General features: G+C 52.2%; 22 protein-coding genes. 9 read left to right on the top strand and 13 right to left on the bottom strand.

The genetic code is table 11. The features are described 5' to 3' along the window. Positions 1–11: 11 nt before the first annotated feature. Complete coding sequence (cyoA, locus tag J2X61_RS20575; protein ID WP_274468467.1) at positions 12–1,004, bottom strand: ubiquinol oxidase subunit II; 993 nt, start codon at positions 1,002–1,004, stop codon at positions 12–14. Between the two features lie 274 nt (positions 1,005–1,278). Next, positions 1,279–1,545: a hypothetical protein gene (locus tag J2X61_RS20570; protein WP_274468466.1), complete on the bottom strand. Its 267-nt coding sequence runs from the start codon at positions 1,543–1,545 to the stop codon at positions 1,279–1,281. Positions 1,546–1,796: 251 nt separating this feature from the next. On the opposite strand from J2X61_RS20570, the gene J2X61_RS20565 reads away from it, so the two are divergent. After that, positions 1,797–2,552: an MBL fold metallo-hydrolase gene (locus tag J2X61_RS20565; protein WP_310190117.1), complete on the top strand. Its 756-nt coding sequence runs from the start codon at positions 1,797–1,799 to the stop codon at positions 2,550–2,552. Positions 2,553–3,007: 455 nt separating this feature from the next. Here the strand turns inward: J2X61_RS20565 and J2X61_RS20560 are convergent, their stop codons facing one another. From J2X61_RS20560 to J2X61_RS20540, 5 genes are all read right to left on the bottom strand, one after another. After that, entirely contained in the window at positions 3,008–3,316 is a 309-nt protein-coding gene (locus J2X61_RS20560; protein WP_274468463.1) for a DUF4870 domain-containing protein, read from the bottom strand. Positions 3,317–3,432: 116 nt separating this feature from the next. Continuing rightward, positions 3,433–4,125: a copper homeostasis protein CutC gene (locus tag J2X61_RS20555; protein WP_310190115.1), complete on the bottom strand. Its 693-nt coding sequence runs from the start codon at positions 4,123–4,125 to the stop codon at positions 3,433–3,435. A gap of 5 nt (positions 4,126–4,130) precedes the next feature. Beyond that, positions 4,131–5,363 carry an FAD-dependent monooxygenase gene (locus J2X61_RS20550; protein ID WP_310190113.1) on the bottom strand — a complete coding sequence of 411 codons (1,233 nt, stop codon included), beginning with the start codon at positions 5,361–5,363 and terminating at the stop codon, positions 4,131–4,133. A 90-nt stretch (positions 5,364–5,453) separates the two neighbouring features. After that, positions 5,454–5,606 carry a hypothetical protein gene (locus J2X61_RS20545; RefSeq protein ID WP_310190112.1) on the bottom strand — a complete coding sequence of 51 codons (153 nt, stop codon included), beginning with the start codon at positions 5,604–5,606 and terminating at the stop codon, positions 5,454–5,456. Positions 5,607–5,783: 177 nt separating this feature from the next. Further along, positions 5,784–6,440, bottom strand: a complete 657-nt coding sequence (locus tag J2X61_RS20540) for a deoxynucleoside kinase (RefSeq protein WP_274468457.1) — start codon at positions 6,438–6,440, stop codon at positions 5,784–5,786. A 338-nt stretch (positions 6,441–6,778) separates the two neighbouring features. Between J2X61_RS20540 and J2X61_RS20535 the strand changes: the two genes are divergently transcribed. Further along, positions 6,779–7,009, top strand: coding sequence for a hypothetical protein (locus J2X61_RS20535; protein WP_274468456.1), 231 nt, complete (start codon positions 6,779–6,781; stop codon positions 7,007–7,009). A 52-nt stretch (positions 7,010–7,061) separates the two neighbouring features. Here J2X61_RS20535 and J2X61_RS20530 read toward each other — a convergent pair whose 3' ends face one another. After that, on the bottom strand, positions 7,062–9,302 hold the full coding sequence (locus J2X61_RS20530) for a PAS domain S-box protein (RefSeq protein ID WP_310190110.1): 2,241 nt from the start codon (positions 9,300–9,302) through the stop codon (positions 7,062–7,064). 191 nt (positions 9,303–9,493) lie between these two features. Here J2X61_RS20530 and J2X61_RS20525 point away from each other — a divergent pair, with 191 nt between their 5' ends. Further along, a complete protein-coding gene (locus J2X61_RS20525; RefSeq protein WP_310190109.1) occupies positions 9,494–10,426 on the top strand; it encodes a zinc dependent phospholipase C family protein in 933 nt (310 codons plus the stop codon). On the opposite strand, the gene J2X61_RS20520 is transcribed toward J2X61_RS20525, so the two are convergent. The 4 genes from J2X61_RS20520 to J2X61_RS20505 all read right to left on the bottom strand — a co-directional run bounded on the left by J2X61_RS20520 (position 10,423) and on the right by J2X61_RS20505 (position 16,459). Further along, positions 10,423–12,117, bottom strand: coding sequence for a M3 family oligoendopeptidase (locus tag J2X61_RS20520; RefSeq protein ID WP_274468451.1), 1,695 nt, complete (start codon positions 12,115–12,117; stop codon positions 10,423–10,425). The genes J2X61_RS20525 and J2X61_RS20520 overlap by 4 nt on opposite strands. A 103-nt stretch (positions 12,118–12,220) precedes the next feature. Then, the gene (locus J2X61_RS20515) at positions 12,221–12,949 is read right to left on the bottom strand and encodes a uracil-DNA glycosylase (RefSeq protein WP_274468450.1); all 729 of its coding nucleotides are present in this window, start codon (positions 12,947–12,949) and stop codon (positions 12,221–12,223) included. A 13-nt stretch (positions 12,950–12,962) separates the two neighbouring features. Continuing rightward, a complete protein-coding gene (locus J2X61_RS20510) occupies positions 12,963–15,209 on the bottom strand; it encodes a type IA DNA topoisomerase (RefSeq protein ID WP_310190106.1) in 2,247 nt (748 codons plus the stop codon). A gap of 215 nt (positions 15,210–15,424) precedes the next feature. Further along, the gene (locus tag J2X61_RS20505; RefSeq protein ID WP_310190104.1) at positions 15,425–16,459 is read right to left on the bottom strand and encodes a YheC/YheD family protein; all 1,035 of its coding nucleotides are present in this window, start codon (positions 16,457–16,459) and stop codon (positions 15,425–15,427) included. 167 nt (positions 16,460–16,626) lie between these two features. Here J2X61_RS20505 and J2X61_RS20500 point away from each other — a divergent pair, with 167 nt between their 5' ends. After that, a complete protein-coding gene (locus tag J2X61_RS20500; RefSeq protein ID WP_274468446.1) occupies positions 16,627–17,727 on the top strand; it encodes a WD40/YVTN/BNR-like repeat-containing protein in 1,101 nt (366 codons plus the stop codon). A 1-nt stretch (position 17,728) separates the two neighbouring features. After that, on the top strand, positions 17,729–18,004 hold the full coding sequence (locus J2X61_RS20495) for a MoaD/ThiS family protein (protein WP_274468445.1): 276 nt from the start codon (positions 17,729–17,731) through the stop codon (positions 18,002–18,004). Positions 18,005–18,035: 31 nt separating this feature from the next. On the opposite strand, the gene J2X61_RS20490 is transcribed toward J2X61_RS20495, so the two are convergent. After that, positions 18,036–18,533: a metallophosphoesterase family protein gene (locus J2X61_RS20490; RefSeq protein ID WP_310190101.1), complete on the bottom strand. Its 498-nt coding sequence runs from the start codon at positions 18,531–18,533 to the stop codon at positions 18,036–18,038. 149 nt (positions 18,534–18,682) lie between these two features. Between J2X61_RS20490 and J2X61_RS20485 the strand changes: the two genes are divergently transcribed. The 4 genes from J2X61_RS20485 (at position 18,683) to J2X61_RS20470 (ending at position 23,908) form a co-directional block, all read left to right on the top strand. Then, positions 18,683–19,984 carry an AAA family ATPase gene (locus J2X61_RS20485; RefSeq protein ID WP_274468442.1) on the top strand — a complete coding sequence of 434 codons (1,302 nt, stop codon included), beginning with the start codon at positions 18,683–18,685 and terminating at the stop codon, positions 19,982–19,984. Positions 19,985–19,998: 14 nt separating this feature from the next. Then, positions 19,999–21,708 (top strand): vWA domain-containing protein, encoded by a 1,710-nt coding sequence (locus tag J2X61_RS20480; protein WP_274468441.1) that lies wholly within the window; start codon positions 19,999–20,001, stop codon positions 21,706–21,708. 779 nt (positions 21,709–22,487) lie between these two features. Further along, entirely contained in the window at positions 22,488–23,486 is a 999-nt protein-coding gene (locus J2X61_RS20475; protein ID WP_310190099.1) for an eCIS core domain-containing protein, read from the top strand. Positions 23,487–23,497: 11 nt separating this feature from the next. Then, positions 23,498–23,908: a hypothetical protein gene (locus J2X61_RS20470; protein WP_310190097.1), complete on the top strand. Its 411-nt coding sequence runs from the start codon at positions 23,498–23,500 to the stop codon at positions 23,906–23,908. Positions 23,909–23,994: the final 86 nt, after the last annotated feature.

Genomic DNA, 23,994 nt, shown 5'->3' with positions numbered 1-23,994 from the left:
CTTTCGATCGATCACTTTGTCATGTTCATTTGACTATGATCCATTTGATTATGATTCATTGGGGCATTCGTGCCTGATGATGAAGATTTCGCTGTATCTTTGGCGGAATCAGCGGAGCTGGAAGCGCCGTGACCGCTGTGAGCCGGTTGACCGTTCGTATATTTCGTTACGATTTTCTCGAACAAGCCGTCAGGGATCGAGGAGAAATATAGAACCCCAGGCGATTTGCTCGGCTTCGCCAGTTCTTCATAACGTTCCATCGTCAGCTTGGTAGGCACGCTCTTCGTTTTGGCGACGAAGGCATCAAAATCCGCGCGCGAGGTCGTATTCACGTCAAAGGTCATATCGGCGAAATGAGCTCCGCTGAAATTCGCTCCCGTACCGAAGTAATGGCCAATCTCATCGGCCTGCAGATACAGCGTCATGGCCATGCCGGACATCGTGTAGATTTGTCCGCCAAGCTGCGGAACCCAGAACGAATTCATCGGCGCATCCGACGTAAGCTCGAATTTAATCGGCGTATCTTCCGGAATCTGCACATAGTTGACAGTAGCGATCCCTAGCTCCGGATACGTGAACAACCATTTCCAATCCAAGGATGTGACTTGAATGGTGATCGGGTCTTTCTCCGACTTAAGGGCCTTTGAAGGCTCCAACGCGTACGTATATCGAATCGTGATCACGGCCAGTGTAACAATGATGATAATCGGCACCGACCACCATACGACTTCTAATGTCGTATTATGAGACCAATTCGGCTTGTACGTAGCCTTATTGCCTTCTTTATCCCGGTACCTCCAGACGATCCACGCCGTCATCGCAAGTACCGGTATAAGGATAATTGCACACAGTATCGAGGAAATGTAAATCAAATCTCTTTGCTCGGCCCCGACAGGACCTTTGGGATCCAGCACCATCGCTTGATCGCTGCAGCCAGCCAGTAAAACGACGAAGGCGATCATCATGACCGGCAGCAAAGCTTGTACGAGTTTTCTCTTCTTCATCCAATTAACCTCCCAAACCACTTTCTGAAGAGTGCTTTCCATATTTACTTAAGATGCTCTTTTTTATCTAATACTAAGATATCAATTTTCATTTAAAAGTACACTGCCGCTAGCAGGTCTTAACAAATACGTCAAAGGATCGACGTTTTACTGTAAAACAAATGTCACACAACGTTTGTTGACTAATAAAGCAAAGTATGAAAATCCATGAAAACCAAAAAGCCCTTCAAGTTATTCACCTGAAAGGCTGATTTTATTCATGAAATGGTTTTGTTCACTCTGTCTTCGATGCTGCCCGGGAGTGTACCAAATGAATGGCTGTCCGGATCACATAAACATGCACGCTGCCGACCATGAAACCAATTCCGACCATCAATGAAGGGTTACGGTCACTGAAATGATCCAAATTAATTAAGCTTAATAGCAATCCTATGCCAAGCAAAGCCCATGCCGCGATTGTCATTAACTTCACTAATGGCAACACATCACGTTCACTGCGTTCATTGTTAACGTTACTAACCGAAACTGTTCTAACCGCCATTATTATCACTCCAAACTCAGATGTTAAAGTCTTATAAATTTATTATAGCACAAATCTTAAAAAAATGTTCATATTTTATTCACACGTTGATCAAAAAATGGACAAAATTTTGTCGGGGGGCAGGGTGGAAAGTTTCACTTGACTTTATGCTGATAATGTGGTATAATAAAATATTTTATTGACTTCACACCTCCTCTCTAAGTATGATAACCATGTTGTTTTCTATTCATGATCATATTTGGAGGGATCCTATGCGAATCGCAAACGGAATTTACATGTTGGAGCTTGCCGTGCCTGTCATGGGGAGAACCGACGTCATCTACCCGACATTGCTGCACGATGAACACGGCGCGGTCTTGGTGGACACCGGATATCCCGGAACTTTCCCCTTGTTTCGTCAAGCCTTCGACGTGCATCAAGTGCCGCTGCAAGACCTGCACACGATTATCATTACCCATCAGGATATAGATCATATCGGGAGTTTGCCGACATTCCTAAGTGAATTTCCGGAGCAACTTCGTGTACTTGCAAGTGAAGTGGAGAAACCGTATATCGAAGGGGATCACAGGTTGATCAAGGTTACCCCGGAAGCCATCGACCAGGCGGTCGCCAACCTGCCGGCCCATGTGTCGCCTGAATGGCGGGCCGCCTTCCGGGCAGCACTCGAGAATCCTCCGAGAGGCCGCGTCCACGGGCTTATCCAAGACGGCGAGCACCTGCCCTACGGAGGCGGTCTCATGGCCATTGAAACTCCCGGCCATACGCCCGGTCATTTGAGCTTCTACCACATCCCTAGCAAAACACTGATCGCTGCGGATGCCCTGGTCGTGTCGGATGGTCAGCTTATGGGCCCGATCCCCTCCTATTGTGTGGACTACGAATTAGCGGCAGCCTCGCTTCGTAAATTTACCCAGTATGACATCGAGTCTGTGATTTGCTACCATGGCGGCCTATTCACAGGAAATGTGAATGATCGAATTGCCGAGCTGGCGGCGGTAGACGCTTAGGCCGCATACGGCAAAAAAGCACGGCTCCTCCAATAGAGCCAAGCCTCAACCGAGAGTCCCGCCCATAGACGGAATTTCTCCTGTTACATGCAGCCTGGCGGATCCTCGAATGCTGAATAACAGGAATTCCTCCCGTTATTCAGCCCGTACTCGCAGCCTTTACGCGAAATGGGGACGAATTAACGGGAGGAATTCCCTTTATTCGTACAACTGGGCTAATTTTCTCGCGAATAACGGGAGAAATTCCAGTTACGCCCTGCGGCTGACCACCGGTGTCGATGCTCATCCAAAATATTTGCTTCAGCTTCAGTAAGTTCGAGTCCATACCTTCACCATACCAAAAATAAGGGGGAAGCTTCGCTCACCCCAAACCCAAAACATATAAATTCTTATATGTCAAAAAAAAGCAGGCTGCCTGGAATGGGCAGCCTGCTTTCGATTATGTACGTTTGAGCTTACTTCAGAAGCGTATATGCGCCAATAATTGGCAGCGGTTTAACTTGACCTTGCGCCGCGGCGACAATGCCGAGTATCGCAAGCACGAACAACGCCAGATTCACGAGCGGCAGCAGAATCCAGCCGATCACCGGAATGATGCCCAGAACCACGTTCAGGATCACGCAGCACAGGAACAGAGTCAGCCCTTGGTTGGCGTGGTACATGGCAAATTTGGAATCTTTGGCGGCGATAAGCGGGACGAAAAACAAGATGTACGCAATGATGGCCATTCCCTTATTGTTTTGAATATCGCTAGAATCATACATGGACAGCACCTCTTTTCTCAAAGTTTACTATTCCATTATATTCGGAGTTTTCCAGCAATTCTATTGAATTTCATACAATTCAAAAAATAATTTCCGCTCATTTCCGCACCGCGCGCTTAAGCGAGTGACTGCAGAATGCTCTTCGCCTCACGCACCTTGGAAGCATCCACCGGTTCATCCATTCGCCCGTTCCTTCTGACGCCGGTGCCCAAATGCACGACCGGCACCGGCACCGCTTGCACAAAATCTTGCAAGCTGGCTAATGTAAGTCCGGCTCCGGCCATGACTTGCAAGGAATGTCCTGCCGTCAAGGCGACCAGCACCTTCAACCGGTCTGCGGCATGAAGCGCACTTGCCGCTCCGCCGGAGGTCAGGACGGAACGAATCTGCTCATAAGCAAGCAGAACGCCCAATGCTTCCTCTTGCTGCTCGATCTCGTCAAATGCCCGGTGAAACGTAACCGGAAGCGGCGCAGCGGCCAACAGCGTTTCGAGCGCATCACGATGGATCGTTCCCCTCTCCGTCAGTACGCCCCAGACCAGCGCCGAAACGCCTGCTTGGTAAGCCCGCTTGCTGTCGTTCAACATCGTTCGAATATCCGCTTCATTCATATGAAACGACTTGCTGTGCGGCCGAATCATCACATGCACAGGGATCGACACCGCCCGTGCTATCTGCGCCGCCAAGTCCATATCAGGCGTTAAGCCGCCCTCATGCAGATCGCGAACAAGCTCAATCCTGTCCGCTCCGCCTTCTTCCGCCAGTAAAGCGTCCTCCAAGGAGGTGGCAATCACTTCTAAGCGTACCATGCGTATCAAACCTGCCTTTCTATTGTGGATACGCGATATCCGAGCAGCCAATGCAGCTGCTTCACCGTCACCGCGTCCGGAACGAATCGCAGCACTCGATTGCGGATGCTCATCGCGAATGGATGCTGCATCTGGACCATCCGGGCCATGCGCCGGGACTGCCGCAGCACCCGGTTGGCGCGAGGCAGCCGGATCCCTTCGTACGCACGGTATGCCGCAGCAATGCCTGTCGCCGAGAGTTCCTCGGCTTCCTGAAGACATGCCGCCAGAACGAAAGCATCCTCCATCGCTTGGGCTCCTCCCTGTCCCAAGTTAGGCAGCATCGCATGCGCGGCATCTCCCAGCAGCACAACCCGGCTCCGGCTCCAATGATCCAGCGGCTCACAGTCATAAATATCATGCCTGAGAATCGAGGCTGAATCGGTCGCCCGCACAACCGCTTCTATGGGCTTCTGCCAGCCGCCGAACTGCTGAAGCACATAGTCCTTCCGATCCGGCACCGCCATCCCTTCCGGCGCATTGATCGCGGCGAACCAGAACACAAGCCCCTCTCCGAGCTGGGAAAACCCGAACCGCTTGCCGCTACCCCAGGATTCGAACCCGCCGCCAGCCTCCAGCGAGTACTCCGCATCCGTGAACGGCGTGACGCCGCGAAAAGCGGTATAACCCGAATAACGGAGCGGACGTATAGGGAACAATTCGCGCACAACGGCCGAATGGATGCCGTCCGCACCGATGAGGACGTCACCGGTCTCTGCCGTGCCGTCCTCGAATCGAGCTGTGATCCGATGCTCATCCTGGTCAACGGCAACCATCGTGCTTCGGAGATGCAATGCCGTTCCCGCTTGCAGGCGGCCGGCTAGTATCGCTTGAAGCTTGGCCCGATGAATCAAATAGCTGTAGGTTCCGTACAGTTCCGCTTGCCGCTTCACCGGAACCGCCGTGATCGGCCGGCCGTCCCATGTCCGGATGTCGGCTTGACCCACGCAAGCGCCGGCCTGCTTCACCTGCTCGGCCAAACCGAGTTCCTGCAGCACGTGGATCGCGTTGGCCGCTAGCACAATTCCCGCTCCTTGGCTGTCCAGCGAGCTTTTTTTCTCGAAAATAACCGTTTCCCAGCCATTTCTCTGCAGAAACAGCGCCGCCGTCAGTCCGCCAATGCCCGCTCCGACGATGAGCGCTTTCTTCCTTCCTGCTGTAACAAGCGCCATGACGGCCTCCTCATCCACCTTTTCCATCTACTTTACCATAATCCGGGAATGTCAAAAACTCCTTATTCCGCAGAACAAGGAGCTAAAGGGGGCCGAAAGAAGAATCCTTCGTTGCTATTAGTTGGCGACTTTCTCCTGCTGCACTTCCACAAGCTCCAGATTGGCAAAAAGAAGGCTCAATTTCTGCATTTTCTCGGTGGCGGCCAGCTTCGGCAGCGGCGGGCACATCGGCTTCCCTTGATAACAAACGATAAATAACATATTGATCACCTTTCCCTTCATAGCTTCGTAATGGGTGTTTCCTCATAATTCGACAGATTAAATGGTAGTTTCGCCAATATTCGATATGTATATGAAATAACTCACGCAAATATGCTAACAATTTCAACTTCGTTAACCTCCTATATAATTCGAAAGACCCCCTCTGAATAGAGGGGGTCTTCTCAATTAAACGATTGCTAATTCCGCTAGCTTGGCACGCACTTGGTCGACCAGCACTCTTGCGTCTTCCGGCCGGTTCACGACATCCACGCGGTCCATATCCACGATCAATACTTCCGAAGCCCGGTAATGATTCATCACCCAGTCGTCATACCCGGACCACAGCTGCTTGTAGTAGTCTACCAAGGATTGGTCCTGCTCGAAGCTGCGTCCCCGAAGTCCGATGCGGTACATGACCGTCTCGAACGACGCTTTCAAATACACCATCAGGTCCGGCGCTTTTTTGGGCAGCTCCGCAAGCTCGGCCATCATGTTATCCGCGAGCCCTTCATAGACGTCGAATTCCAATTGCGAGATTCGCCCTAATTCCCGGTTTACTTTGGCAAAATACCAATCCTCATAAATGCTTCTGTCCAGCACATTACGATTATGTACCAACGCTTGCTTAATTGCCTTGAATCTTGTATTCAGGAAGTGCAATTGAAGCAGAAACGGATACCGTTTCTTCTCAATCTCTTCCGGAGATGACGTGTAAAACAGCGGTAAAATCGGATTATCATCTACACTCTCATAGAATACGCTTGAATTGAGTTCTTTTCCAAGCAATGTGGATACAGATGTTTTACCGAGACCGATCATTCCCCCAACCACAATCACAGCCATTGACCCCTTTCCCCTTCTGCCCGATCATAATTTACCCACAGTCAATTCTTGCAAAGCTTTCCTATTATACAAGGAATTTATAGTCCTGCAAACCCTATTTTTTTTCCTTTATGATCCTTGTGAGGATTCGTTAGTTCTCGTGGTAAGTTCACCTTCGTTTTCGCTCAAATGAACGCTGATTCTCCTGTCCCTGTTTACAAAAATACAACTTTGATTGTACTTCGAGGAAAATGAAAACGCTAGAAAAAATGTTTTGGAGGTTTCCGTGATTGTTTATTTGTTCATACTGTCACTATAGTAAGCGCAACTTTACAAACTAATTAGACAGAGGTGTGAAGATGATTTACGGAACCAAACTACTTGATACAGATACAGAGCTTTTTATTGCAGCCCTGACCAAGACACCCGTTTATGTGTGGTCATTAGATCATATAGGCGTATATTATCAGGTGACTTCCGGGATTATTGTCAAATATACGCCTGATGAAGTACGTATTCACTGTGAACATGACACCTCTATTTCCCAGTGGTATTCCAGAGAATCCTACGAGTTCAGCATCAGCTTCTAACACAAATAAACCGCCTCCCCTCAGGGAAAGGCGGTTTTTTCATTATAACTGGCTAAACGCCGATCATTCCTTGCCCCGATTGGAGCACCGGCAGTAACACGTCGATCACGGTGCCTTCGCCTAAGCGGCTTTGGATCGTCATCGTCCCTTGATGAGCCTCCACGATTTTGAAGCACATCATCAGGCCGAGTCCTGTCCCTTTCTCCTTCGTCGTATAGAAGGGCTCGCCAAGCTGTTTCAGCCTGTCCTCCGGAATCCCGCAGCCGTTATCTTCCGTGCTTATTCGAATCCGATCGCTTCCCTGCATCGAAACGGTGATTCGGATGCGCCCTTCCTTCGGGATTGCTTCCATCGCATTTTTGACCAGATTAATGAACAACTGCTTCAGATGCATCTCCGAACAGAACAACTCCGGAATGTCGGACTCGAATTGCAGCTCCAGCCCCACATCGCACAGTACGGCTTGCGTTTCCAGCAGGGCCGTCACGGTCTGCAGAATGTCTCTCAAATCATTCTTCTTATAGTGAATAGCCTCAGGCTTGGCAATTACCAGAAATTCGCTCACGATGAAATTAATGCGATCCAATTCCGAAAGCATAATGTCAAAATAATGCTGCTTCCCTTTCACATCGCTTTGCAAGAGCTGAAGGAAGCCGCGGAGCGAAGTCAGCGGATTCCTGATCTCATGGGCAAGACCCGCAGCGAGCTGCCCCGCCACGGATAGCTTATCCGATTTGCGCAGCAATTCCTCCGTGCGCTTCCGCTCCGTGATATCTCTCGTGATGCCGGCGAACCCGATAATCTCGCCTTTCTCATTATTAATCGGCGTCTTCGTCACGCTGACGTGCACAATTTGGCCGTCTTTCCGCATCCGAACCGTCTCCAGCCCGGAAATTTGCTTGCCGGCCTTCAGCATTTCATACATCTCTTTGCGCTGTTCCTCCAGATCGTCCGGGTAGATCGGCAATCGTCTCCCCCGCAGCTCATCCTGCCGCCATCCGAAAATATGCTCGTAAGCAACGTTAACGGACACGACCCGGAATCGCAGATCCAGCACACAAATCGCGTCGGTCGTATTGGAGATGAACGATTCCAGCAGTTCCTTCGTCCCTCTCAGCTCCGTCTCCATCTGTTTGCGCTCCGTAATGTCCACACAAGAGCCGATCACTTCAACGACGCGTTCATTCTCAACAATCGGCCGCAGCGATGTCAGGTACGTAATTCCGCGGAAAGTCGACTCGTACATGACGTTCTCTTCGCCGCTCCATGCTCTGCGGTAGTAAGGCTCCATGTTGGCGGCAATCGGGTACGGCCATATTTCGTAGAGATCATTGCCAAGAATGTTCGCCGGCTTATATCCAAGCCGATACAGCAGCTCTCCGTCGCATAAGGTATGAATGAATTTCCCCTGCATATATCTGAACTTCATGGTCATGCCCTGCTGCCTGCGAACCGTATCGTGAAGATCCTGCTGCGCGATTCTTAATGACTCCCGGTCACGATTATGCTGCGTAATGTCCCTTGCAATGACATAGATGCCTTCGTTCATTCCGTCGACGATGATCGGCACATTTTTCAGACCAAGCTCAATCAAATCACCGTTCTTATGCTTCACTCGCAGCATATAGTTATCCGTCTGGGACACGATGCTTTCGACGATGTCTTCGGGATGATGTTCTTGCCGCCAGAACTCGTTGATCGACTTGCCGGTCATTTCCTCTTCCTTATAGCCCAATATTCGCTCCATAGCCGGGTTCAAGCTCTTGATCGTTCCGACCAAATCGCAGGTGAGAATCCCTGCCGGATTGTGCTCGATCAGCGACTTATACCGCTGTTCGCTCTCCGCGAGCTTCCGCTGCATATCCGATTGCTGAGCGAGCAGACTCATTTGTGCTAAAAAGTATAAAGGTTCATTATGCGTATCTCGAATGAGCGCGATGACTAGTTCAGCTCGGGCAAGCTGCCCGTCTTTACGCGCCAAGTCTAGTTCTAGCTGGCAGGAACTCCCCTCACCGGCGACAAGCCGGCCGAACCGGGCTTGGAGCTTCTCCGCCCCATCCTGCAAGAAAATCGAATGCATCTCCCGACCCGCGAGTTCATCTGCCGGGAACCCAATCAAGCCGCTTAATCGTTCGTTGACTTTTAACCACAGACCGTTGAGCGAAATAATAGCCATGCCAATCGTTGTGAATTCGAAGACAGCGGCAAACGACGGCTCGGTACTTGCAAGCAGCCCCTGAATATTGTCAGGATCTGCACGGTTAGCATCCACCGGATTATTGAACCTATTCATCGTTTATCTCCTATCATGTATAAGCGTTAGAAGGCTCCATCACCGTTAATTTTGAATTCGACGACTTGCAGATTATTCCTGCTATAGGAACTGTTGGGTCTTAAATTGTTCGCGAAATGTGCCCTTGGCGCTGTCTGGGTATGATAAAATGTAACTATGCTCACGAATTTCTATTGAAGGAGGAGACTTCGTTGCCAAACATCTGGACTCATCTCATCTTCGGGCAAGAATTAATGAAGCAGCTGGGCCACGCTCATATGCTCAACGATAAGCAGCTGCGCAATGCTTTCTCGCTTGGCTGTCAAGGACCCGACTTCTTGTTCTATCACAATTTCCTGCCGTGGAAAAAAAATAAAACCTTGAACCAGTTAGGCTCTCTGATGCATTCGCGGCATTGCGGACCGTTCCTGGAGGAGTTGCTTCGCCAAGTACATGGCAGGGGGGTGTATAATCCGGCTGTCGTTTATGTGCTTGGATTTCTCACCCATCATATATTGGATCGCAATATGCACCCTTATGTGTTCTATAAATCCGGCTTCAAGAAATGGCACCATCAGCGGTTCGAAATCATCATGGACACGCTCATCGCCGAGCGCAAGCTTGGCGTCCAAACGTGGAAAACCCCGGTTTGGAAAGAAATTTATGTCGGCGAGCAACTGCCTCTCGGCGTAGCGCCGGCACTCATTCAAGCTGCTGCACGGTATTATCCTGACCTAACCGCGGGCATCAAGGAACAAGATTGGAACGACGCGTACCGCGATATGATCCAAGCACAGCGGCTGTTCCACGACCCCAAGGGTATGAAGCGTGTATTAACCTTCGGTAAAATAGCCCCTCTCGTCTATGCCAGACGCGTGGCTCCGCTCGATTATTTGAACGAAGCCAACACCGTATGGAATTGTCCGACATCCCTGGATGAAACCTACACGTACAGCGTATGGGATTTATGGGATATCGCCATGAAGGACGGCGAATCCGTCGTTCAAGCGGCGATTCAAGTGCTGCAGCGGGGTTCCGAGGCCGATGCCGTCGCGCTGCACGATACGCTAGGCAACCGCTCCTACGAAACAGGCAAAGATTGCGACAGCGGCCTGCGAATCACACATGTTCAGCCGATGATTTAGAGCTTCTTATCGTCGATCTGATCCAGCCAACCCTCGATCTCGCCGATGACCGAAGCTACGCAGCCATCTTCGAATGGCGAGATCAGGTCCGCTACCTGAACGAGCTCGGTGAAGCTCAGACTTCCGCCTTGCCGGCAAAGCCGCAAGTAATCCTGCCAAGCCAGTTCCGAATCTTCATTAGCCCGCTTCCAGAACTGAAACGCACATACTTGCGCGAGCGTGTAGTCGATGTAATAGAACGGGCTTTTGTAAATATGCGGCTGCTGCTGCCAGAAGCCACCTCTTTCCAAATAGTCGTTATCCTCATACACGCGGTGCGGCAAATATTTGCGCTCAATCTCGCGCCACACAAGCTTGCGCTCAGCCGGCGTCAGCTCCGGCTGCTCGTAGACCCGGTGCTGGAATTCGTCCACCGCGACGCCGTAAGGAATGAACAAGAGCGACTCGCTCAAATGCTTGAACTTATATTTATCCGTTTCTTCCTTGAAGAACAGGGACATCCATGGCCACGCCAGAAATTCCATACTCATGGAGTGAATTTCGCAAGCTTCCAGAGTTGGAAACACATACTCCGGCACCTTGAATTCCCGGGAGCTGTAACCCTGGAATGCATGGCCGACTTCATGCGTCAACACATCGATGTCGCCGGAAGTACCGTTAAAGTTAGAGAAGATGAATGGCGCTTGATATGTACTGATGTAAGAGCAATAACCGCCTACGCGCTTCCCTTTCTTCGCCACGAGATCCATCAATCCATTGTCCTGCATGAATGTGAAAAATTCATCCGTTTCCGGCGAAAGCTCCGCATACATCTTGGCTGCCTGCTCCACGATCCAGTCGGCATCGCCTTGCGGCGTTGCATTCCCTGACGGGAAGCCGAACTTGTCATCGTAATAATGCAGCGCCTCTACGCCGATCCGCGCTTTCTGACGTTCCTTCAGTTTCGAGGCTGCAGGCACAATGTGCTCCAGCACCTGGTTGCGGAATGCCTCCACATCCTTGGCCGTATAATCGGAACGGTTCATCCGGGCGTAAGCCAGTTCCACGAAGTTGTTATAGCCCAATTTCTTCGCGATGGCCGTGCGAATATGCACAAGCTGATCATACAGTTCGTCCAGCTTTGCTTCATGTTCGATAAAAAAGCTATATTTTACATCATTCGATTCCTTGCGGACATTTCGGTCTGTGGACAATTGAAAAGGCACAAGCTGCGATAAGTTTCGCTCCTCCCCTGCATACACGAGCTTAGCCGAAGCCAGAAGCTTCGAGTATTCGCTCGCCAGCTTATTCTCCTGCACCAAATCGTCGACGATATCCGGTGAGAACGTTTTGAGCGAGAGCGAGGCAATTCGGAACAACTGCTTGCCCCATTTCGTTTCCAGGTCCTCCCGGAAGGCGGAACCGATTAGAGCTCTATAGAAATCCGTGATCAAGCCCTGATATAACGGCTCAATTTCGTCAAAAAACTCCTGCTCGGCCTTATAAAACTCATCTGTCGTATCTACGCTGTGCCGAATGCGGGCAATGGCTTCCATCGACTCCAAGCCGCTGCGCAGCCCCACGATCGCTTCCATGCTGTTATCCTGACTGGCAAAAGAATCGGCTTCCTTAAACCGCTCCAGCAGCTCTTTGAATTTCACTTCAAAAACGCTGAAATCCGGTCTTTCATAGGTAAAGTCTTGAAATTTCATGGACTTCTCTCCTTTGCGAAATGTTCAAACACATGGCGATGAAGTATGAAAACATTGTCCCTCTTCATTATCCATGCTCAAGATGGTAATGCCAATTGTTTTTTCATCCGAATTTGACGTGCTGCCTGTCTGAATCCTCTTGTTCGAGCTCCGTATGCGACAAATTCGGGATTTGCCAATCGATTCCCGGACTTCCCAGTTGGTCGAGCAGCGCGTTCACCTGGGAGAATGGCTTGCTGCCAAAGAAGCCTCTATACGCGGACAAAGGGCTCGGATGAACGGATTTAATCACGTAATGACGCCCTTCATCAATCCATTTCAGCTTAGCCTGCGCATGGCTCCCCCACAGTACAAAAATAACGGGCTCCTCCCGTTCATTCAGTATGCGAATGACACGGTCCGTGAATCGCTCCCAGCCTTTTCCTTTGTGGGAGTTCGGCGTATCTTCCCGTACCGTCAGTACCGTGTTCAACAGCAGCACACCCTGTTCCGCCCATTTGACCAAATAACCGTTATCAGGTATGCGGCAGCCGAGGTCAGTCTGCAGTTCCTTGTACATATTGTGCAAGGAAGGCGGCGTCGCCACGCCTGGTTGTACCGAAAAGCTGAGGCCATGAGCTTGTCCCTTCCCGTGGTAGGGGTCCTGGCCCAGGATAACGACTTTCGTTGCGGCATAGGAAGTCAATCGCAGTGCATTGAAAACCTCTTCCCGCTGAGGATAGACCGTCTGGGTACGGTATTCGTCTTCAAGAAATTCACATAACGATTTGTAATATGGCTCCTCCCATTCGGCGGCCAGCAGGTTTCCCCAATCATTGTTTAATTCGAGCACGCAGCGTCCTCCTTTACTCGATTTCTGTGCCGAGTTCTCCCGTATCCACATTTCTTAGAACGATACGCCCGTCTGCAGCGGTCCCGTCAGTTAGAACCAGCTTCAGCTTCGCCGTTTTCCCTTTATTCACCAGCGCCTGCACTTGCGCATCGGTTAAATTTCGCCCGAAGCTTTCTTTCCATATGACGAATTTGCAGCCTTCTTTGTAATGCGAGCAGCCATATCCTTTGCGTCCCATAAACAGCGAACCGCCGCAGCCCGGTCTTGGGCATGCTGCAAGGAATGCGCCGGCTCCATCCGCCGGCTTCGCCGAAGGCGCCGGCTTCGCCGCCGTTTTCGTTCGGGTCCCGCCCGAAGTCGAGGCCGAGCTCGAGCGCGTTCGTTTGCCCGTTCCGGCTGATGGCGTTTCGCCTTCAAAGGCTGTTTTGGCCGCTCTCGGCTGAACGCGGACCTTATCGACGATAAGCGTTGCGAACCGCTTCACGTTATGCATGAACTGCTCGTCCGATGCGGTGCCGCGGGAGATTTCGTTCAGTCGGCGCTCCCATTGGCCCGTCATTTCCGGCGAAGTAAGCAGCTCGATCCCTGCACCGCGAATGAGCTCGACCGCCATTCTGCCCTTCTGCGTAAGGACGATCTTCTTGCCCTGCATCTCGATGTAGCCGACTTTCTTCAGCCGTTCGATCGTCGCTGCCCGTGTAGCCGGCGTGCCGAGACCGGAGTCCTTCATCGCATCGCGCAGCTCCTCGTCCTCAATCTGCTTGCCCGCACTTTCCATTGCTTTGAGCAGAGTTCCTTCATTGAAATGTTTGGGCGGCTGCGTATCCTTTTCTTTCACCACCGCATCGTGGCAGAGCACCTCTCCCTGCGGATCAACGGAGAACGGCTCGCTGACCTCGACCTCTTCGTCTTCTTCCTCTTCTTTCTCTTTCCCCTTCGATTTCGGCTTCTCTTTCTTCTGATCGGCGTAAATCACTTTCCACCCGAGGTGGAGCAGCTCTTTGACCGTTGTCTTGAACATTTCCTGCTCAACCTCGGTCATCACCGTATGTACCTTATATTCAGCCGGCGGGTAGAACTGCGACAGGAACCGTCTGACGATTAGATCATACAGCTTCTGCTCGTCCGGACTCAGCCCTGAAGCTTTCTTATTCGTCGGCAGAATCGCATGGTGATCTTCGACCTTTGCAGGATTGCAGATGCTTTTGTTATTTTTGTGCACCAGATTACGGTTAGCTCCCTGCACGAGGTCATGGTAGGCCGTTCCCTGCAATGCGGATAGAGCTTTATGCATTTCCGGTATATTCTGTTCTGTAACATAGTTCGAGTTCGTTCTTGGATATGAAATGACCTTATGCTTCTCATAAAGCGCTTGAGCCGTATCAAGCGTCTTCTTCGCCGAGAAGGCATATTTGCCGTTCGCCTCGCGCTGGAGCAGCGTCAAATCGTACAGTTTGAACGGGTACTCCTTCGTTTCCTTCACTTCGTAAGAAATAATGCGTGCCGGCTTCCCTTTCACCTTGAGGGCCAATGCATCGACTTTGTCCTTCTCCGTCAGCCGCTCCCCTTGCCACATGCCGCGATACGTCGTATCCCCCTGCGAGAAATGGCCCTCCAACTCGTAAAATTTGAGCGAAGAGAAAGCTTCAATCTGTTTCTGCCGGTCGTAGATAAGCGCCAGCACCGGTGTCTGTACGCGGCCAACGGACAGCAGCACGTTATGCTTCGTCGTAAAAGCGCGCGACCCGTTCATGCCGATCAGCCAATCGGCTTCGCTGCGGGAACGCGCGGCGCGGGTTAAATTCTCATACTCCGATCCGTCCTTCAACGTTGCGAAGCCGTGCCGGATCGTCTCCGACGTCAGATCGGAGATCCACAATCGCTTCACGGGATGCCGAAGTCCCAGATGCCGCTGAATCAGCGAGAAAATATGCTGTCCCTCGCGCCCGGCATCGCAAGCATTGACGAGCAAGCTGCACCGCTTGGCTAGTTCATCAATCACTTTCAGCTGGTCGTAAGTCCGCGGATTCGGAATCAGCTTGAATTCGTCGGGAATAATCGGGAGATGGCTGATGTTCCATTTCTTATATTTCTCATCGTATTGATCAGGTTCTGCCAACTCAATTAGATGCCCGATGGCCCAGGTGATAATATACTGTTCACCCTCCAGGTAGGACCTCATGTTTTTGGCTTTAGGCTCTATTGCGGCGGCTATATTTCGCCCCATGTCCGGTTTTTCCGCAATAATTAATGTCTTCAAAAGAGAATCTCTCCTTAATCATGCTACTTGCTTGGTTCACTCTATCGACTCAGTGTATCCCACTTTATACATGGCTGCAATACGACAAAGGTCGAATTTATGAATTCTTCTGTTCTGCTAATATAACCTCTCTAACTCGATGAAGAAATCCTTTATTCCCTATATTCAATACCTGTAACCCTCCATAAATGGTTCTTGGAGGGTTACAGGTACGATCATTTCATCAGGTATTTCGCATATCGCAGCGGCGTTTCATAGGTTTGATAAAACGTTCTCCGCATGTTCGCCTTCTTGAACGAATACCGTTGATCTCTCCCGTTCACCTCGATCAGCTTGACGTTCCCGTTCTGGTCGACGCCAACGTCAAGACCCAGATCAGCCAAGTGCGGCAAATGATTGCTGAGATGCTTGGCAATCGCCAGCGTTGCCTGATGCAGTTCATGCTTCACCTGTTCAGGATCCAAGCCGCTAGCCTTGAATAGCTCCTCGCTCCGTTTCACCGAGCCGCCTTTGGCTACATTGGTCACATGACGGCCCGAAGCGGCGACTTTGCCGACGATCCCCGTAATTTGCCATTGTCCGTGTTCACCGCGTTGTACGGAAACCCGTAAATCATACGGCCTGCCTCGGTAAGTGGCCAACGGGATCGCTTCTTGAATCATGTATGTCTTCTTCCGAACGGCCTTGCCGACATAGGCAACAGCCTGCTTACGGGAAACAAGCTTGGGCCTCCGGAATATGCCGTACATTTTCCAAGCTCCGCTCACATGCCTTGAAATCTTGATAATGCCATTGCCGACACTGCTATTCGTCGGCTTGATAAAAAGCGATGCATGTTTGCTCATGGCATTCTCCAAGCGTCTGCGCGAGTATTTCACCGATTCGGGTAAATATTTGCTAAGGGAAGCATGGCCTAAAACCAGCTTATGAATGAGATGTTTATCGTAGCGGTTCTGCCGGTTAAACACGTTGCTTGAGTGGGAGAGCAGCTTTAATTTCCTTTTCAGATAAGGAGTTAGCGTGATTGCACGGTTATGCGTCACTTTGGGGATGGCCCGGCGAATGAGTTTATATTTTTTACGTTTGTAGGAGTAACCGAGGGCCCATTTACCATTCACATAGTGCAAACACATATAGAATGGCTTCAATCCGAGCATTCTGCCTGCCTTGTCATAAAGCGCCAAACGTTCATTGCCTGTTCTCCCTCGCGGAATGCCTTTATAAGTTTTCAGGTCCAGTAAGACCCCCACCGTCCTTGGCACGTCTACCACCACCATCCGGAAATAATAACTATGCCAGTGTATGTCCCTATAACGTCCCCAAACACGGTAAATACCTAAGGTGTAATGAAAGTCGGGCAGGAATTATTTGACATTCGTCGAATTGGATAGGAGTAGGAAAAATGAGGAGGGTGTATATGGCTAAGCGTGTACAGCTGCTGATTGGTACCAATAAAGGCGTTTTTATTTATTCCTCTACGATAGAAAGACGGAACTGGTCTCTGCGAGGCCCATTTCTGCCGGGCTGGGAGGCCTACAGCGTACTGGGCGATTCAAGAAACGGCAATAAGCTATATGCGGGAACCTCACATGCCGCTTACGGCGCAACGATTCGAATGTCGGATAACGACGGCGAGACATGGACACAAATCGCGGAAGGTCCTGCCTATTCTCCTGAAAGCGGTTTCTCATTAAATCGCATTTGGCAGCTCGTGCCGGGCCATGCCTCAGAACCTGAGACGCTCTTCGCAGGGACCGAGGAAGCGGGCATTTTCGTCAGCCGCGATAGCGGACAGTCTTGGCAGGAGCTCGATGCGCTGACCAAGCACCCTACTCGGCCGGACTGGTTTCCCGGCGCAGGCGGCATGTGCTTGCACACGATTCTCATCGACCCTCGCGATGCGAAGCGGATGTGGGTCGGGATTTCCGCTGTCGGCGTGTTCCGAACGTTGGATGGCGGACTAAGCTGGAAGCCTAGTAATAACGGCTTGAATCGCGTTCCGACCGGTCAGCCCGATGAACGTGTCGGCTTCTGCGTGCACAAGATGGTGCTCGACCCGAGTAACCCGGATATTTTGTATATGCAAGAGCATAGCGGCGTTTTTAAATCGGTTGATGGCGGAGATACATGGATTCCGATTGAAGCGGGCCTAACGCTGCGTGAAGGCGATATGCCTTTCGGCTTCCCCATCGCGGTTTCGGCAACCGGCGATCTGTTCCTGATTCCGCTCGAAAGCAGTGAACAGCGCTCCATGCGGGATGGCAAGCTGATCGTATACCGCATGGCACCTGGCGAATCCGCCTGGCAGCCCATCGGCGACGTGCTGCCGGAAGAAGAGCGCCACGTCAGCGTACTGCGCGATGCGATGTGCGTGGACGGCTTGGACCCGTACGGGCTTTACTTCGGGACCACGTCGGGCGAAGTATACTGTTCGCTGAACCGCGGCGAAAGCTGGGAGCGTTTGCCCGGACAATTCTCCCGAATCTTGACGGTGAAGCCGTTTATTACGGAGGACTAGCATGGTCATAGCCGTCAGCATCCCTTCCCTGCTGCGCGACTGCACGGGAGGGCGCGTGAACTTTGAATTGGAGGCGCGAACGCTGCAGGAGGCGCTGGATCAATTGACAGCAAGCTACCCGCAGTTGCGCGTACATCTTTGGAGCGAGTCCGGCCAAGTCCGCAAGCATGTCCTGCTCTACTATAATGACACGAATATCGCATGGCTGAACGACTTCGACATCCAGCTGCAGCCTGGGGACAAGCTGACGGTTTTCCAAGCGGTTTCGGGCGGTTAGCCGCGGCATCAAGAAGCTTCATGGTCCTGCTCTATACTTTGCTGTCATAGTAATGATGCATGGCCTGAATCGTGGCACCCAACTCAATGATGCCGTAGGAATAACGGGGCTGGCGGCGCTTGTCCGTAGGCGAACCCGGATTAAACATCAGCATCCCTTCCACGCTCTGCTGATAAGGAATATGCGAATGCCCGAAGATGACGATATCCGGCAATTCTTCCCGGAACGCTTCACGGGCTCTTTCCTCTGTCGTCTTGCGGAAGCCGTCGCCATGAATGAGCCCGATGCGGTATCCGCCGGCCGTCACAATCTTCTTCCTGCCGAACCGCTCGACGATTTCCGGACCGTCATTATTGCCGGCGACGGCCTCGCACGGCGCGATCTCCTCGACCAAATCGACGACATGTTCGCTCACCCAGTCTCCCGCATGAAGAATCAGCTCGACGCCTTGCAGGCCTGCAAGAAGCGCATCCGGCAGCTTCTGCGCCCGCGCCGACAAGTGTGTATCAGCGATAATACCAATTCGCATAAGCATTGCTCCTTTCTCTGTATCTTTCGATTTTCTCATGAACCGTTTGCGAGTGCAAACGATGCAAACAACCGATCCGCAAATTCGATGTTTGCATCTCAGTTTGATACAATAAGGGCTGAAGTTAATGCCAAGGGGGACCAACAACCATGAAAGATCCCATCGTCATACAGAACAAACTGCGAGAAGCTATGGGGCATCTCGAGAAAAGGTTCATGGAACGGGAAGAACTTATCCGCGTTCTGCTCCTCGCCATCATGAGCGGCGAACATGTCCTCTTGGTGGGACCTCCCGGCTCGGCGAAATCACAGCTGGCCCGCGCGGCAGCGGATCTATTCGGCAATGAGCCGTATTACGATTATTTATTGACCCGGTTCACAACGCCGGATGAACTGTTCGGCCCTGTTTCTCTTCAGAAATTAAAACAAGACGAATACAGCCGATTGACGGAGGGTTACTTACCCAGCGCCCGCTTCGCTTTCCTGGATGAAATTTTCAAGGCGAATAGCGCTATTCTGAACTCGCTCCTATCGATTCTGAATGAGCGCGTGTTCTTCAACGGACGGCAAAAACAGCCCTCTCCGCTGCTGTTTTTGATGGCGGCCTCCAACGAGCTGCCTGAGGATAACGAGCAGCTTGCCGCGTTGTACGACCGTTTTTTATTCCGGTTCGAAGTTGAGTATGTGAAGCAAATTGCCAGCTTCGAGCTGATGTTTCAAGCGCCGAATACGCCTGTGCCCGCCATATTGTCGACGGAGCATATTCGCCAGTTAAACAATCAGGCGGCGGACGTCCAGCTGCCGGACGCTCTGGTCTACATGTTGTTTCAGCTGAAAACGGCATTGCAGGAGAAGGACTATGTGCTGTCCGACAGACGCTGGCATAAAATCGGACATGTATGGAAAATCTCTGCAGCCATTCACGGCCGCAGCAGTGTCAACGTTTGGGACACCGTCGTCACCCCTCATATGCTGTGGGATTTCCCTGAGGATTTGACAGAGGTGAGAACGATTTTTGATACGCTGTTCCAAGACATGCTCAAACGCGAAATGGAGCAAGAGCTGCCTCTGCAGATGTACAATTTAACGGTGAAAAAGTGGCTGGATAAAGAGGACGAGCTCCACGCTTTTCAATTCAAAAAAGAGATTGGCGGCGCACTTCACAAAGATGCGGCAGAGCGGCTGAAGCAAAGCCTGGAGGATTGCCGTTCCGAGCTGGAGGACACCGCCCGCAGCTTGCGCGGCAGATTGATCTCCTGGCAGGAAAAGGAGAAAAAATTGCCGGAATGGATTGCCTCGCAATCGATCTTTCTGCAGCATTCCGAACAATATGCCGTCAAGTTCACTCATCTGCGAATCCAAGGAGAGCGTATCCTGCAATCCGTTCAAGGACTGTACCGCACCTTGTTCGACCGTGAAATTCCGGGAATCGCGTACGACTATACTCTCTAAGAGGTACTTCAGCTATGATCATTCGCTGCACCCGGGTCGACCGGTATGTGTTTGAGGGCTATGTCCATTCTTCACGCGTCGCACAGGAATGGATGCGCGAAGCGGTGCGGCAAGCCCCTTGGTTTACACTTGAGCTGTTCGCCGATTTCTTCATGTGCTTCTATTTGCCGAAGCCGGAGATCGACGGGACGGCTCCCGAAACGCCCTTCCACCGCTGGATGGTACTGACATTGACCAGGCAGTACTTCTACGTCTCCATTCACCCTCGAACGATCGGCCAGGTGAACGCCTCGTTCAAGACGGCCCTGAAAGCACTGATGTGGCTGACGGAATCGTACGAGAAAGAAGTGAAGAAAAGGCAGAAGGAACAGCAGCAGATGGGCATCGGCTTGGAGAGAAAACAGCAGATGAGCGGACAGGAGGAGCAAAGCGTCAGCGAGCGGCTCACCGACAAGCAGATCGAGAAGCTGCGGCTCGTCGGCTATACGCTGCAGCAGGGCAAGCGGACTGTCGAGGACAAGCAGGAGGCTGCCGATTCTCGTCCGCTCGTCGCCGAAGAGATCCGTTCGCTGAAGCAGCGGATCTCCGAACTTCAGAGCGAGATGCGCACGGAGTTTATGAAGCGCGACAAGCTGAAAGCGAAGCTCCGCAAGGCGGAGGACGAGCTCAATCGCCGGCAGCGGCAGCTGGACCGCATGAGCGCGAGGGATCTCGCCGCGATGAAGGAGCTGGAGGACGAGCTTGGCGACTGGCTGGGCCGCTCCTTGAAGGAGACGCTGTCCCTCGAAGAGGCGGACAGCTTCAACGTGCACGAGCTCGTGCAGGCGAGCCAGCGTCTTGCGAACCGGCGCTGGGGCAGTGAGCTGGGGAAGCTGCGGCGGCAGACGTTCGAGCATTACGTGCAATGGATCGAGAAGCTGAAGCGCAGCAAAGATCTGGTCGCCTTCCTGCAGGAAGTGGGCCGCAATGTCCACCACCTGCGGGTGGCGCGCAAAAAGCTGCGCACGCCCTACGTGCCCGAAGCCTACGACGATCTGCGCCACTCCGGCGACATCGCGCATTTGCTCCCGAGCGAAGCCAGCTTGCTGGCCGATGAAGATTTCGAGCCGTATTTCCTCGTCAAATGGATGGAAAACAAGCTGATGACATACAACTACACCGGCTCCACCCCGGAGCCTCAGAAGGGTCCCGTCATCTGCATGCTCGACACGTCCCACTCCATGCGCGGCAGCAAGCTGCGGCTGGCGCAATTGTTCACCGCAACGTTCGCCTCCTTCTCCCTCCTGGAACGCCGGGATTTCGTCCTGCTCCTGTTCGGAGCCAAAGGCGAGCTGGTCGAACACGTGCTGTCCTACAAGCGTCCGGACTGGGACCGGTTCTACGGGCTCGCCCAGCTTGCCTTCGGCGGCGGTACGAACTTCGACGCGCCGCTTGGCCGGGGGATGGACATCGTCCAGCACCAGCCGCAGTTTCACGATGCCGACTTCGTGATGGTCACGGATGGCGTCGGTCAGATCTCCAAAGCGACGCTTGGCAAGCTCGCCGCGCTTGGCCAGAAGAAGCAGCTGCGGCTTCATTCCCTCATCATCGGCTCCGCGAGGCAGCATCTCGTCCAGAAATACGAGATACTCGGCGTCTCGCATCAGGTGCGCTTCGCCACCGCATGGGATATGCAAGATCCCGTCAAGGACGAGCTGCTGCTGAATGTGTTTGCAAAGCATTAATAATGCTGCAGCTTCGCCTCTTATGCAGCACGGAAAGAGGGACCAGCACCTTTTGGTGGTGGTCCCTGTTCGTGGCTGGGGCTTTTTCGGCGGCCGGAGGCCATTTGGCAGCAGGGTCTCTAAGAGCAGCCGGAGCTCCTAGAGCGGCAAGACTACTGGCAGCCAGGTCACCTAATGGCGGTCGGACCCCCATTCGGCGACTGGAGCCCTATTGGGCGGTCACCCCCCATTCCGTGGCCGGAGCTCATTTGGCGGTCAGCCCCCCATTCGGCGGCCGGACTTGCTAGAATTCCGAATCGCCGCGCAGGCAACCAACCGATAAATGGAAAAACTCCTGTTATTCCGCTAACCAAGTAGCTTGCTCTATTGGATAACTGGAATACATCCCGTTAAATCTACGATAAATGACCAAATGGCGGCCATTCCTCCATGATTAGCAGGATATTTTCCAGTTATGACGCCGGATGAGGCTAGTTATCGCGAAATTAACAGGAGAAATTCCAGTTACGCTCCTTCTAAGCCATGCTCGGCAACGGCCAGCACAGACCGCTCCCGCTTAGCCAGTGCTGCTCCGGCCAGCACGGTCTCCCGCCGAGCCATGCTCAACTCCTGCCCGCACGAACCGCCCGCTTAGCCATGCTCATCCCCAGCTCACGCGGACCACTACCACTCACCAACCCTCAAAGTTCACGGTTGTTTTTCCCGCAATTAAAAAGGTATTATAGGAAATAACTAGAATTGATAATCATCCAACAGTTAAGGGCGGTGAACCCGTAACCATGGGCTTACATACCTATGTGAACAAAAGCTCTTCATCAGAACGTTCGCACAAGCAAGCACCGGCAGGCAGCACATCCGATCGCATCTCCTCGTTCTCTCCGAACGGCATCGCTCAGCTCCAAAGAACGATAGGCAACCGTGCGGTCGCCCAGATGTTTCAATCCCAGTCCGCGCCGGTTCAGCGCAAAGCAAATAACACCGGCATGCCGGATCATTTGAAGACCGGCGTTGAGAGTCTTTCCGGGATGTCGATGGACGCCGTGAAAGTGCACTATAACTCGGACAAGCCTGCCCAAGTGCAGGCGCTGGCGTATGCACAAGGCAATGATATCCATGTAGGTCCGGGACAGGAGGAACATCTGCCGCATGAGGCCTGGCACGTCGTGCAGCAGCAGCAAGGAAGAGTACGCCCAACCGGGGAGACGGCGCTTGGCTCTTTGAATGACGATCAAGGATTGGAATCGGAAGCGGATGAAATGGGAGCCAAAGCAGCCGATCTAGGCGGAGCAAGCTTGCAAATGAAGGCTGCCCTCCAGACTGGCGAGACGGACTCGGGCTCATCTGCGGGAACGATTCAGAAAGTGGATGCGACGCTTTTCGACGGATTGGATCCCGATAATCCAAGTACCTACGATGTCGGCGGCGGACACTCTTACGCGGACCACGGGGCGCATACGACAGAGGAACAGCAGAGAGAACGGTTAAAAAGCGGAACTGCGCCATCCGGCCGCGTCAGTAAGGTGCCGCCTGGCAAAGCCGCATCGAAATTCGTTTCGGACGACAAGCACAAAGAAGCGTTTCAAACAGCCTATTCCGCACTGGTATCCAAAAATGCGCCGAAGAAAAATCTGGTGGGCATGGGCAGCGTCATAGACGTAGCAGGCGCCGGGGTCGGCTACCTTCGTGACGGTACCGAAGTGGAATGCGACAAGGTACAGCTGGACATTCAACCGTCCGGCGGCAAATTGAAAGTCAATACGATGTTTCCAGTTAGTTAGGAGGAAGCCGCATGCACGCTTTGGACAATAATCGACTGCTCCTTCTTCTACGAGAGTTGGGAGCCAAATTAACGGGCACCCCCCCTTCCACGAAGCAAAATCTATCTTTCGAAGAGCTGATCGTCAATAACGAGCTTGAAGATAACGAAGCTATCCCCACTTGGCTCATGGAGCTGCTATCGAAAGTAAACGCGGGAGAAATCACCGGGGTATGGATTGATTTCACGCGTGATGCAGGCGATGATACGCATGTATTCACTTTCATACGCGAGCTGAACGAAGCGCTGCCTATCCAGTATGAAAACAACGAAGAAAGCTGGCTGTTGACATGGCCTCAGCTGAATCTGGAAGTTTGCATCTCCTTCGAAGGATCGTGCTACAAAATTAGCCGCATCGGCGACACCTGGGATATCGAGGAATAAAAAGACGTCTTGGCCCCATACTGCAATCTCTCGATTGACGTCACCCGTACATATGCACAAATAACCAAAGGCTCTTTTTCAATTGA

Origin of the sequence: Bacillus sp. 3255, from assembly GCF_031456485.1 — a bacterium.
Taxonomy (GTDB): Bacteria; Bacillota; Bacilli; order Paenibacillales; family NBRC-103111; genus Paenibacillus_E.
Note: the sequence above shows the minus strand (reverse complement) of the source record. Positions and strands in the feature narration are given on the sequence as shown.

Excerpts from the sequence above, each read along its gene's own strand:
- J2X61_RS20495 (WP_274468445.1), top strand. The coding sequence starts at position 17,729 with ATGGTCATAGCCGTCAGCATCCCTTCCCTGCTGCGCGACTGCACGGGA.
- cyoA (WP_274468467.1), bottom strand. The coding sequence starts at position 1,004 with ATGAAGAAGAGAAAACTCGTACAAGCTTTGCTGCCGGTCATGATGATC.
- J2X61_RS20550 (WP_310190113.1), bottom strand. The coding sequence starts at position 5,363 with ATGGAAAAGGTGGATGAGGAGGCCGTCATGGCGCTTGTTACAGCAGGA.
- J2X61_RS20535 (WP_274468456.1), top strand. The coding sequence starts at position 6,779 with ATGATTTACGGAACCAAACTACTTGATACAGATACAGAGCTTTTTATT.
- J2X61_RS20530 (WP_310190110.1), bottom strand. The coding sequence starts at position 9,302 with ATGAATAGGTTCAATAATCCGGTGGATGCTAACCGTGCAGATCCTGAC.
- J2X61_RS20560 (WP_274468463.1), bottom strand. The coding sequence starts at position 3,316 with ATGTATGATTCTAGCGATATTCAAAACAATAAGGGAATGGCCATCATT.
- J2X61_RS20475 (WP_310190099.1), top strand. The coding sequence starts at position 22,488 with ATGGGCTTACATACCTATGTGAACAAAAGCTCTTCATCAGAACGTTCG.
- J2X61_RS20470 (WP_310190097.1), top strand. The coding sequence starts at position 23,498 with ATGCACGCTTTGGACAATAATCGACTGCTCCTTCTTCTACGAGAGTTG.
- J2X61_RS20570 (WP_274468466.1), bottom strand. The coding sequence starts at position 1,545 with ATGGCGGTTAGAACAGTTTCGGTTAGTAACGTTAACAATGAACGCAGT.
- J2X61_RS20565 (WP_310190117.1), top strand. The coding sequence starts at position 1,797 with ATGCGAATCGCAAACGGAATTTACATGTTGGAGCTTGCCGTGCCTGTC.
- J2X61_RS20490 (WP_310190101.1), bottom strand. The coding sequence starts at position 18,533 with ATGCGAATTGGTATTATCGCTGATACACACTTGTCGGCGCGGGCGCAG.
- J2X61_RS20480 (WP_274468441.1), top strand. The coding sequence starts at position 19,999 with ATGATCATTCGCTGCACCCGGGTCGACCGGTATGTGTTTGAGGGCTAT.
- J2X61_RS20500 (WP_274468446.1), top strand. The coding sequence starts at position 16,627 with ATGGCTAAGCGTGTACAGCTGCTGATTGGTACCAATAAAGGCGTTTTT.
- J2X61_RS20520 (WP_274468451.1), bottom strand. The coding sequence starts at position 12,117 with ATGAAATTTCAAGACTTTACCTATGAAAGACCGGATTTCAGCGTTTTT.
- J2X61_RS20555 (WP_310190115.1), bottom strand. The coding sequence starts at position 4,125 with ATGGTACGCTTAGAAGTGATTGCCACCTCCTTGGAGGACGCTTTACTG.
- J2X61_RS20540 (WP_274468457.1), bottom strand. The coding sequence starts at position 6,440 with ATGGCTGTGATTGTGGTTGGGGGAATGATCGGTCTCGGTAAAACATCT.
- J2X61_RS20485 (WP_274468442.1), top strand. The coding sequence starts at position 18,683 with ATGAAAGATCCCATCGTCATACAGAACAAACTGCGAGAAGCTATGGGG.